Raw genomic sequence first — 10,328 nt, forward strand, 5'->3', positions numbered from 1 at the left:
CGGTCCCCGCGCCGATGCCGGCCACCGCCGGCCCGGCTCCCGCCTTCACACCGACCCCGCCGGCCCCGCCGGGGCTGGGGCGGGGCAGCTCCGCACGGCTTCCTGGGGAACCAGCCGCCCGAGCCCTCACCGGCACGGCGGTCGCCGGGGTGGCTCCGGCTCACCGCGACCGTCGTCGGCACCGCCGGCGCGCTGCTGTCGTTCGGGGCGCTCACGTGGGCGGTCGTCCTCGGGTACGCGCTGTGGCGGCGTAGCTGGCGGTTGGCGCTGGCCGGCCTCGGCTACTTCCTGCTCGTCCTCAGCGTGTTCGTCCTCGCGGTCTTCAGCCCGGAGAACGAGGAGGTCAGCGACGGCGAGGCCCTCTGGTTCATCGTCGCGACGGGCATCTGCTGGCTGCTCGGGACGGTGCACGTGGTGCTGCTCAATCCGACCCTCTGGGCGGCCCTCGGCGGGCTGTTCTGGACCGGCCGGCAGCGCAGCGACGAGCAGCGGCGGTTGCGCCGTGAGCAGGCTCGCTACCTGCTGCACCACTATCCGGCCGCCCGGTCGGAGCTGCGCATCGGCCGCCCGGACCTGCTCCGCAGCTACGACGACGGCGGCCTCGTGGACGTCAACGCCGTACCCGATCCGGTGCTGGCGTCGCTGCCCGGGCTGACCGCCGGCCAGCGCCGGCAGATCGCGGTCGACCGCTGGCTGCGCGGCCCGTACGGGTCGCTGGAGGAGCTGGCCGAGCGGTGCGCGCTGCCGTACGCGGCGGCCGAACCGCTGCGGGACGTGCTGTTGTTCCTGCCGCCCGAGCCGCCGGCCGTCCGGCCGTCGTGATCCGGGCTCCGTCGGGGGAGCCTGGTAGAAATGCCGGATGGGTCAGGATCGGATGGCCGTCCGGGAACGCGCCGAGGCGGTGCTGCGGCGTCTGGCGGGTGAGCATGCCCGGCTCCGGGAGGACCAGTGGCGTGCCATCGAGGCGCTGGTGGTCGACCGGCGGCGGGTGCTCTGCGTGCAGCGCACCGGCTGGGGCAAGTCGGCCGTCTACTTCGTGGCCACCGCGCTGCTGCGCGAGGGCGGCGAGCACGGTCCCACGGTGATCGTCTCGCCGCTGCTGGCGCTCATGCGCAACCAGGTCGAGTCGGCGGCGCGGGCCGGCATCCGGGCCCGCACCATCAACTCGGCGAACCTGGACGAGTGGGACGAGATCACCGCCGAGATCCACGCCGGGGCCGTGGACGTGCTGCTCATCAGCCCGGAACGCCTCAACAACCCGGACTTCCGGGACGGCGTGCTGCCGAAGCTCGCGGCCACCACCGGGCTGCTCGTGGTGGACGAGGCGCACTGCGTCTCCGACTGGGGGCACGACTTCCGCCCCGACTACCGCCGGCTGCGCACCTTCCTCGCCAACCTGCCCGAGCGGACCCCGGTGCTCGCCACCACGGCGACGGCCAACGCCCGGGTCACCGAGGACGTCGCGGAGCAGCTCGGCGATGCTCTCGTGCTGCGCGGCACCCTCGACCGGGAGTCGCTGCGGCTCGGCGTACTGGATCTGCCGAATCCCGCGCACCGCCTGGCCTGGCTGGCCGACCACCTGGACCGCCTCCCCGGCTCGGGGATCATCTACACGCTGACCGTGGCGGCGGCCGGCGAGACCGCCGAGTTCCTCCGCGCCCGGGGCTGGTCGGTGGCCGCCTACACCGGGCAGGCCGAGGACGCCGACCGGCGGGCCGCCGAGCAGGATCTGCTGGACAACAAGATCAAGGCCCTGGTGGCCACCAGCGCGCTCGGCATGGGCTTCGACAAGCCGGACCTCGGCTTCGTGGTGCACCTGGGCGCGCCGCCCTCGCCGATCGCCTATTACCAGCAGGTCGGCCGCGCCGGCCGTGCCGTCGAGCACGCCGAGGTGCTGCTGCTGCCCGGCGTCGAGGACGCGGCCATCTGGCGGTACTTCGCCTCGCTCGCCTTCCCGCCCGAGGAGCAGGTCCGGGCCGTGCTCGCCGCCCTGGACACCGCACGGCCGATCTCCACCCAGGCCCTCGAACCGGTGGTCGACCTGCGCCGGGCCCGGCTGGAGCTGATGCTCAAGGTGCTCGACGTGGACGGCGCGGTCCGCCGAGTGCGCGGCGGCTGGCTCGCCACCGGCGAGCCCTGGGTCTACGACGAGGCCCGGTTGCGCCGCGTCGCCCAGGCGCGCACCGCCGAGCAGCAGGCCATGCGGGAGTACGCGGCCACGCCCGGCTGCCGGATGCGCTACCTGCGGGAGTGCCTCGACGACGCCGGCGCGGGGGACTGCGGCCGGTGCGACAACTGCGCCGCCCCGCTGTTCGGCACGGAGGTGTCCGACGCCGCGCTCAGCGCCGCGCAGACCTTCCTGGGCCGCCCCGGCGTGGAGATCGCCCCGAAGAAGCTCTGGCCGACCGGGTTGGAGGCGGTCGGCGTACCCCTGAAGGGGCGCATTCCCCCGGCGGAGCAGGCGCTGCCCGGCCGGGCCGTGGGCCGCCTGTCCGACCTGGGCTGGGGCGGGCGGCTGCGCGGCCTGGTCGGGCCGGACGCGGCGGACGGCCCCATCCCCGACGACGTGGCGGCCGCGGTGGTCGAGGTGCTGAAGGCGTGGGCGCACGGCGACGACCCGTGGCCGCGCCGCCCCGTCGGGGTGGTCGCGGTCGGCTCCCGCACCCGGCCGTTGCTGGTCGGCTCGCTCGCCGAGCGGATCGCCGGGGTGGGCCGGCTGCCGCTGCTCGGCGCGGTCGTCCCCACCGGCCCGTCCGGACCCGGCGGGCCGCGCGGCAACAGCGCCCAGCGGGTACGCGCGCTGCACGACGCCTTCGCGGTGCCCGCCGACCTGGCCGACGCGCTGCCCGGGCTGGACGGGCCGGTGCTGCTCGTCGACGACCTGGTCGACTCGGGGTGGACCATGAGCATGGTGGCCCGCCTGCTGCGCCGGGCCGGCGCGCCCGACGTGCTGCCGCTGGCCCTCGCGGTCGCCGGCTGAACCGTCGCTCCGCAGCGGCGGAAAGTTCCCGACCGGCCGGCGAATGCGAGCGTCGCCACCGTCGGCGGACCGTCGGCGGGCCGGGCGCCCGACGGCGGTACCGTGGGCGCATGACCGAGCAGCGATCCGTCGTCCAGACGTATGCCGTCACCGGGATGACCTGCGAACACTGCGTCCGTGCGGTCACCGAGGAGCTGTCCGCGCTGCCGGGCGTCGAGGAGGTCCGGATCGACCTGGCCGCCGGCACGGCCACGGTCACCAGCGCCGCCCCGCTGCGCGTCGACTCCGTCCGTGCCGCCGTCGACGAGGCGGGTTACGAACTGGCCTCCGGCGTTGCCTGAGTCACCGCCCCTCGCCGGCCCCGACGCGCCGCCGCCCGGCCCCGACCTGACGGGGCCCGGGCCGGACGTGGCGCTGCCCGGGCCGGACGTGGCGGTGCCCGGGCCGGGCCTGGCGGGGTCCGCGGTTGATGCCGACGCCCCCGTCGCCGGCGTGTCCGGTGCGGGCGGGCCCGTCGAGGTGGACCGGGCGACGCTGCGGCTCGCCCTCGTGGTGGGCGGGCTGGTGCTCGCCGTGCTGCTCGGCTTCGGCCTCGGCCGGCTCAACCCGCCGCCGAACCCGGCCCGCACCGGGACCGCGGCGGTGGCGGTGGCGCACAGCCACGCCCCCGGCACCGGGGCGCACTCGCACGGCGGGGCCACCGTCACCCAGGGCGGCGACGCCGACGCGGCCGGGCTGTCGATCAGCTCGGCCGGCTACACGCTCGCCCCGTCGACCGTCGAGTTCGCCCCCGGCAAGGCCGGTGAGCTGCGGTTCCAGATCAAGGACGAGAGGCGGCGGGTCGTCACCCGCTTCGCCGTCGTGCACGACAAGCCGATGCACCTCATCGTGGTGCGCCGCGACCTCACGGGCTACCAGCACCTGCACCCGACGATGGCCCCCGACGGCACCTGGTCGGTGCCGCTGACGCTGGCCGAGCCGGGCGCCTGGCGGGCGTACGCGGACTTCACCGCGGTCGCCGACGACGGCCGGCAGACCGCCGTGATCCTCGGCGCCGACCTGGCCGCCCCCGGCGGGTACGCGCCCCGGCCGCTGCCCGCCCCGGCCACCTCGACCACGGTCCACGGGTTCACCGTCGGCTACGCGGGCACCCCGGCCGTGGGGCAGTCGGTGCCGCTGCGGTTCCGGGTCACCGGCTCCGGCGGCGCGGCCGCGCCGCTGCAGCCCTACCTCGGCGCGTACGGCCACCTGGTCGCGCTCCGCGAGGGCGACCTCGGTTACCTGCACGTGCACCCCGAGCCGGTGCGGGACGGCGACGCCGTGACCTTCTGGTTGACCGCGCCCGGGCCGGGCCGCTACCGGATGTTCCTGGATTTCCAGGTCGACGGCGTGGTGCGCACGGCCGCGTTCACCGTGACGGTGGCCTGAGCGGCCGTCAGCCCGCCCGGCGGACCGGGCGGCGGGCCAGGTAGCGGAGCAGGTCGCGGATGTGGTGCTTCTCCTCGGCGGGGACGTTCGGGTCGGCCAGCCGCTCCAGGATCACCCGGACGTCGGCCTCCACCGGGCCGTCCTCGGCGCCCCGGCGGCGCGGCACGGCGCCGGCGTCGGGCAGGCCCAGCGCGCGGAACGCGGCCGCCACCGGCAGGTCCAGAGCCGCGCAGAAGCCGCGGACCTTGGCCAGTTCGGGGTAGTCCTGCCAGTCGCCGGCCAGCCAGCGGAACACGGTCGACCGCCCCACGCCCGTGTGCGTGGCGAGGTCGGTCACCGTCCAGCCGCGCTCCTCGCGGGCGTCATCGATGGCGCGTCGCACGAAGCGCGCGAAGGCCATCTGCGGCGATACCTCTGCGGAGCCCATCCCCGGGGTCTGTCCCTTTCCGCCGGAGCACCCGACTCTGGGCACCGAGCCTAGTACGCCGACACCGATAAGTAACTGACTGATCGGTCGGAAGGTCCCGTAGGCGGGACCGCCAGAGGCATAGACAGTTGTGAGCCGTCAACTAAACTCGACGGACCCGCTGAGCAGCGAATGACCGACGACGAGGAGCAGCATGACCGAGCCGGACCGTCCCGTGCCCCACCGCCCGGGCGCGATCAGCCTCTTCTTCGTGGCCAAGGCCGGCGTGTTCGCCCTCGGCTTCTGGATCTGGCTGCTGGTGCTGGCGGTGCGCGGCGGCCCGGCGACCGGCGTGCACCTCATCGCCGCGACCGGGGCGATCACCACGACGCTGGTCGGCGTGGTGCTGGGGGCCCGGATGGCGCTCCAGCGCAGCGCCGCCGTCCGGCACGCCGAGCTGAAGCGGCTGCTCGTCGACATCTCGTGGAACGCGTTCGCCGCCGCCGGCAACGCCGACGAGTCGGGGACGGTGGTCCCGTTCCCGTCCGCGTCGCCGGAGGCCGACCGGTCCACCAACCGGGGGCCTGGCGACCGGGTGCCCGCGTTCGAGCGGGGGGAACGCAACCGGGGCGACCGCCGCCGCTAGCGACGGTCGGCGAGCAGCGTCTCCAGCCGGGGCGTCACGCCCCACTGGTCGACGAGCTGGCGATATTCGGCGCGCTGGTCGCCGGTCGGCGCGCTCCCGGTGCGCCGGGCCCGGATCAGCAGGTTGCGCGGGGTGTGCCGGGAGTCGACGAACTCCACCACCTCGGCGCGGTAGCCGTGCAGCCGGAGCAGGCCGGCGCGCAGCGCGTCGGTGAGCACGTCGGCGAACCGCTCGCGCAGGATGCCCTGCCGGGTGAGCAGCTCGTACGGCGCCGGCGCGGGGTGGGCCCGGAGCTGGGCCGCCACGTCGTGGTGGCAGCACGGCGCGGCGAGCACCCAACGGGCGCCCCAGCGCAGCGCGCGGGCCAGCGCCTCGTCGGTCGCCGTGTCGCAGGCGTGCAGCGCCAGCACCAGATCCGGGGCCGGCTCGACCTGCGCGTCGGCGATGGTGCCGGCCACGAAGCTCACCCGGTCGGCCCAGCCCAGCCGCTCGGCCAGCTCGGTGTTGCGCCGGCGCTGGTCCTCGCGGACGTCAACCCCGACCAGCGTCACGTCCAGCCCCCGCTGCGTCAGGTAGCGGTGCGCCGCGAAGGTCAGGTAGGCGTTGCCGCAGCCCAGGTCGACCACGCGCAGCGGCCCGCTGAGGTCGTCCGGCAGGGTGGCCGCCAGCGCCCGGAGGAACGCGTCCACCTGCCGGCGCTTGGCCGCCGAACCGCCGATCTCGGCGAAGATCGGGTCGCCCGGGTCGAGCAGCCAGTCCTTGGCCCGGTCATGGCCGCCCGGCTCCGGCGCCGGCCGGCTCGCCGCCGCCCGGTGCACCTGCGCCTCACCCGACTTGGTCACCCGGAGCTGGAGCGTGCTGTCGGCGGTCTCCACGTGCCAGTTGCCGAAGGGCTCGGCCAGCAGCGCGTCGACCGCCACGTCGGCCTCCGCGCCCGGGGCCACGTTCCGGGTGTACGGCCGGGCCCCGTCGGAGGTCGAGATCTGGAGCCGCGGGCCGCCCTTGAGGGTGACCGGACGCAGCTCGGCGCGGACCACCGAGGGGCGCTGGCCGCGACGACGCCCCGCGGCGACCGCCCGGGTCAGGGCGGGGTCGAGCAGCAGCGCCCGCACCTCGCTCAGCGCGGCGTCCAGCGGTTCCGGCATGGCTTCCTCTTCCTCGACGAGCTCGGCCCCACGAACGGGGTGGAACGGGGACGTCCCCCGCACCGGATGACCGGTACGGGGGACGTCGGATGTCTCGCTGGTCAGTCGGCGGTCGCCTCGGCCGGCGTACCGGTGCCCCCGCCACCACGGCGGCGCCGGCGGCGGCGCGGCTTGCCGGCCGACTCGCCCTCGACGGCCGCGGCGGCCGGCTCGGCGCCACCCTCGGTGGAGATCACCGCGGTGGGCTCGCCGGCGACCGCCTCGCCGGCCCGGCGGCGCCGGCGGCGACGCGGGGTGCGGGTGCCCTCCTCGGCGGCCGCCTCGGTGGGCGCAACCTCACCGGGGGCGTCGCTGTCGCCGCCGCGACCCCGGCGGCGCTCCCGGCCCCGGCCGTCGCCGCGGCTCTCGCCCCGGCTCTCGCCCCGGCCGTCGCCGCGCCGCGGGCCGCGCTCGCCGCGCCGCGACCGGCCACCGCCCAGGTCCTCCTCGACCTCGGCGGACAGGCCGGCGCGAGTGCGGTCGGCGGTCGGCAGCGTGCCGCTGACGTCCCGGGAGATGTCCAGGTCGGTGTAGAGGTGCGCGGAGGTGTGGTAAGTCTCCGGCGGCTCGGGCATGTCGAGCCCGAGGGTCTTGTCGATGATCCGCCAGCGGGGCATGTCGTCCCAGTCGACGAAGGTCACCGCGACACCGGACGCCCCGGCCCGGCCGGTGCGGCCGATCCGGTGGGTGTAGGTGTCCTGGTCCTCGGGGCAGTCGTAGTTGATGACGTGGGTGACGCCGGTGACGTCGAGACCGCGGGCCGCCACGTCGGTGGCGACCAGGATGTCGATCTTGCCGGCGCGGAACGCCCGCAGCGCCCGCTCCCGCGCGCCCTGACCCAGGTCGCCGTGGACGGCCGCGACCGCGAAACCGCGGAAGTCGAGGTCCTCGGCCACCCGGTCGGCGGCCCGCTTCGTGCGGGTGAAGATCATGGTCAGCCCGCGACCCTCCGCCTGGAGGATGCGCGCCACGATCTCGACCTTGTTCATCGAGTGGGTGCGGTAGACGAGCTGCTGGGTCTGCGGCGACGGGCCGGTCTCGGCGGTGTGCCCGGCGTGGATCGTCACCGGCCGGCGCAGGAAGCGCCGGGACAGCGCGACGATCGGGTCCGGCATGGTGGCCGAGAACAGCATGGTCTGCCGGTCCTCCGGCAGCATGGCCAGGATCTTCTCGACGTCGTCGAGGAAGCCCAGGTCGAGCATCCGGTCGGCCTCGTCGAGCACCAGCGCGTGCACCCGGTCGAGCCGCAGGTGCTTCTGCTTGGCCAGGTCCAGCAGGCGGCCGGGGGTGCCGACCAGGATCTCGACGCCCTTGCGCAGCGCGTCGATCTGCGGCTCGTAGGCCACGCCGCCGTAGATCGGCAGCACCCGGACGCCCCGGGTGCGGCCCGCGGCGTCGAGGTCCTTGGCGACCTGCAGGCCCAGCTCGCGGGTGGGGACGACGACCAGCGCCTGCGGCACGCCGTCGCTGCCCTCGGAGGGCGCGAAGACGCGCTCCAGCAGCGGGATGCCGAAGCCGAGGGTCTTGCCGGTGCCGGTCGGCGCCTGGCCGATCAGGTCGACGCCGCGCAGCCCGATCGGCAGCGCGTACTCCTGGATGGCGAAGGCGCGGGTGATGCCGGCGGCGGCCAGCGCCTCGACGGTCTCCTGTCGGGCGCCGAGTTCGGCGAAGGTGGGAGCCTCCGGACGGACCGGAGCGGTGGGGGCCAGTTCGTGGCCCTGAATCTGCTCGCTCATATGGATTTGGGGGTGCCCTCTCGTGGTGCGCCCCGTCATGTCCTCAGGGCGCGAACGGTATGCCGCGGGCCACACGGTCGGCGGCGGTTACGCCGAGCCGGACCGGGCCGCACGCGCGCCGGGGACCGGTGCTGATCAGCTGAGCTGAACGAATCGGTGCCCACGGCAACTGTCTCATCCTACCTGAACTGCCTGGGAGCCGTCCTGATTCCAGGTGACGGCATCGCGTCCGGGGGTGACCGGTGTGACCTGGATCACGGCGAAGGCGCTGTTGCGTGCGGGCGGTAGCCTGCGCTCGTGTCCGCCCCCGACCCCGCCCTGGTCGACCTGCTCGGCCTCGTCGCCTACGGCGAACTGCTCGCCTTCGACCGGCTGGCCGCCGACGCCCGCCTCGCCCCCGACCTGCGCCGCCGGGCCGCGCTGAGCGAGATGGCCGCCGCCGAGATCGCGCACTACCGGTGGATCGCCGACCGGATCACCGCGCTCGGCGTGACCCCCGACGAGGCCATGGCCCCCTACGTCGAGGCGTTGCAGGCCTACCACGACTCGACCGAGCCGAAGGACTGGCTGGAGGCGGTGACCAAGGCGTACGTGGGCGACGCCATCAGCGACGACTTCCTGCGCGGGATCGCCGGCGGCCTCGACGGGCCGGACCAGCGGCTGATCCTCGACGTGCTGCACGACTCGCGGTACGCCGAGTTCGCCGCCGCCGAGATCCGGGCCGCCATCGCGGCCGAACCCCGGGTGGCCAACCGGCTCTCCATGTGGGCCCGGCGGCTGGTCGGCGAGGCGCTCTCCCAGGCGGGCCGCGTCGCCGCCGCCGACCGGGGCGCGCTCACCGCGCTGATCTCCCGGGAGGGCGTGGACGTGCCGGCGCTGTTCCGCCGGCTGACCGACGCGCACACCGCGCGGATGACCGCCGCGGGGTTGAACAACTGAACGCCGCGCGCCGCCGTGACGGGCTCACCCGCCACGGCGGGCCGGCTGGGGATGACGGCCCGCGACGGCGGGCCGACCGGGATCAGCGGACGGTGAACCCGACCGCGCGGGGCGAGGCCTCCGCGATCTCGACGTAGGCGACCTTCGTGACCGGCACGATGACCCGCCGGCCCTTCTCGTCGGTCAGGGAGAGGGTGCCCTCACCCTTGGCGACGGCGTCGGTCACGATCTGCTCGATCTCGGCCGGCGACTGCGCGCTCTCCAGGACCAGCTCCCGCGGCGCGTACTGCACGCCGATCTTGACCTCCACTGTGCCTCCTCAACTGGGGCGAAAAAGCCACCGTGGGAAGGCTATCCGATCTGGCGGCCCGATGTTCAGGCTGACTCACCTTGCAGCGGGAAGCTGGCGATGCCCCGCCAGGACAGGGCCGCGACCAGCGCCTCGGCCTCCGCCTTGGGCACCTGGCGGCCACCGGCGAGCCAGAACTGGGCCGCGGTCTCGGCGGCGCCGACGAGACCGGAGGCGAGCAGCTCGGCGTGCGCCCGGCTCACCCCGGTGTCCGAGATGATGGTGTCGGTGATCGCCGCGATGCAGCCCTGCTCGACCCGCTCCACCCGCTGCCGCACGGCCGGGTCGTTGCGCAGGTCCGACTCGAAGACCAGCCGGAACGCTTCGCTCTCGTGGTCGACGAAGTCGAAGTACGCGCGCACCGAGGCGCCGACCCGCTCCTTGTTGTCGTTGGTGCCGCGCATCGCGTCGTGCACCTTCGCCACGATGGCGTCGCAGTGCGTGTCCAGCAGCGCCAGGTAGAGCTCCATCTTGCCCGGGAAGTGCTGGTAGAGCACGGGCTTGGAGACACCCGCCCGCTCGGCGATGTCGTCCATCGCGGCGGCGTGGTAGCCCTGCGCGACGAACACCTCCTGGGCGGCGGCGAGCAGCTGCTTGCGCCGCGCCGAGCGGGGCAGGCGGGTGGGCCGGCCGGCGGTCTGCGCACCGTTCCCCACAGCG

General features: G+C 75.2%; 10 protein-coding genes and 1 pseudogene. 6 read left to right on the top strand and 5 right to left on the bottom strand.

The window, feature by feature from the left end:
- From F8274_RS27745 to F8274_RS27760, 4 genes and pseudogenes are all read left to right on the top strand, one after another.
- Positions 1 to 822 (top strand): annotated as a pseudogene (locus F8274_RS27745) (transcriptional regulator); the annotation flags it as partial.
- Positions 823 to 859: 37 nt separating this feature from the next.
- Positions 860 to 2,980: a RecQ family ATP-dependent DNA helicase gene (locus tag F8274_RS27750; RefSeq protein WP_151465317.1), complete on the top strand. Its 2,121-nt coding sequence runs from the start codon at positions 860 to 862 to the stop codon at positions 2,978 to 2,980.
- A 110-nt stretch (positions 2,981 to 3,090) separates the two neighbouring features.
- The gene (locus F8274_RS27755) at positions 3,091 to 3,321 is read left to right on the top strand and encodes a heavy-metal-associated domain-containing protein (protein WP_151465318.1); all 231 of its coding nucleotides are present in this window, start codon (positions 3,091 to 3,093) and stop codon (positions 3,319 to 3,321) included.
- On the top strand, positions 3,314 to 4,408 hold the full coding sequence (locus F8274_RS27760) for a hypothetical protein (protein WP_370518280.1): 1,095 nt from the start codon (positions 3,314 to 3,316) through the stop codon (positions 4,406 to 4,408). The genes F8274_RS27755 and F8274_RS27760 overlap by 8 nt, the downstream gene beginning before the upstream one ends.
- Positions 4,409 to 4,415: 7 nt before the next feature.
- On the opposite strand, the gene F8274_RS27765 is transcribed toward F8274_RS27760, so the two are convergent.
- Positions 4,416 to 4,835: a helix-turn-helix domain-containing protein gene (locus F8274_RS27765; protein ID WP_151465319.1), complete on the bottom strand. Its 420-nt coding sequence runs from the start codon at positions 4,833 to 4,835 to the stop codon at positions 4,416 to 4,418.
- A gap of 193 nt (positions 4,836 to 5,028) precedes the next feature.
- On the opposite strand from F8274_RS27765, the gene F8274_RS27770 reads away from it, so the two are divergent.
- Positions 5,029 to 5,460, top strand: a complete 432-nt coding sequence (locus F8274_RS27770) for a hypothetical protein (protein ID WP_151465320.1) — start codon at positions 5,029 to 5,031, stop codon at positions 5,458 to 5,460.
- On the opposite strand, the gene F8274_RS27775 is transcribed toward F8274_RS27770, so the two are convergent.
- Positions 5,457 to 6,605, bottom strand: a complete 1,149-nt coding sequence (locus tag F8274_RS27775) for an SAM-dependent methyltransferase (protein ID WP_151465321.1) — start codon at positions 6,603 to 6,605, stop codon at positions 5,457 to 5,459. The genes F8274_RS27770 and F8274_RS27775 overlap by 4 nt on opposite strands.
- A 101-nt stretch (positions 6,606 to 6,706) precedes the next feature.
- Entirely contained in the window at positions 6,707 to 8,380 is a 1,674-nt protein-coding gene (locus tag F8274_RS27780; RefSeq protein WP_151465322.1) for a DEAD/DEAH box helicase, read from the bottom strand.
- 297 nt (positions 8,381 to 8,677) lie between these two features.
- Here F8274_RS27780 and F8274_RS27785 point away from each other — a divergent pair, with 297 nt between their 5' ends.
- Positions 8,678 to 9,319, top strand: a complete 642-nt coding sequence (locus tag F8274_RS27785; protein WP_151465323.1) for a ferritin-like fold-containing protein — start codon at positions 8,678 to 8,680, stop codon at positions 9,317 to 9,319.
- 82 nt (positions 9,320 to 9,401) lie between these two features.
- On the opposite strand, the gene F8274_RS27790 is transcribed toward F8274_RS27785, so the two are convergent.
- Positions 9,402 to 9,629, bottom strand: coding sequence for a DUF3107 domain-containing protein (locus F8274_RS27790; protein WP_091317774.1), 228 nt, complete (start codon positions 9,627 to 9,629; stop codon positions 9,402 to 9,404).
- 65 nt (positions 9,630 to 9,694) lie between these two features.
- Positions 9,695 to 10,328 (bottom strand): TetR/AcrR family transcriptional regulator (locus tag F8274_RS27795; protein ID WP_225854006.1); only part of this gene is annotated, 634 nt, incomplete at its 5' end.

The sequence above is a fragment of the Micromonospora sp. AMSO31t genome (assembly GCF_008868175.1).
Taxonomy (GTDB): Bacteria; Actinomycetota; Actinomycetes; order Mycobacteriales; family Micromonosporaceae; genus Micromonospora.

Excerpts from the sequence above, each read along its gene's own strand:
- F8274_RS27750 (WP_151465317.1), top strand. The coding sequence starts at position 860 with ATGGGTCAGGATCGGATGGCCGTCCGGGAACGCGCCGAGGCGGTGCTG.
- F8274_RS27755 (WP_151465318.1), top strand. The coding sequence starts at position 3,091 with ATGACCGAGCAGCGATCCGTCGTCCAGACGTATGCCGTCACCGGGATG.
- F8274_RS27765 (WP_151465319.1), bottom strand. The coding sequence starts at position 4,835 with ATGGGCTCCGCAGAGGTATCGCCGCAGATGGCCTTCGCGCGCTTCGTG.
- F8274_RS27770 (WP_151465320.1), top strand. The coding sequence starts at position 5,029 with ATGACCGAGCCGGACCGTCCCGTGCCCCACCGCCCGGGCGCGATCAGC.
- F8274_RS27775 (WP_151465321.1), bottom strand. The coding sequence starts at position 6,605 with ATGCCGGAACCGCTGGACGCCGCGCTGAGCGAGGTGCGGGCGCTGCTG.
- F8274_RS27780 (WP_151465322.1), bottom strand. The coding sequence starts at position 8,380 with ATGAGCGAGCAGATTCAGGGCCACGAACTGGCCCCCACCGCTCCGGTC.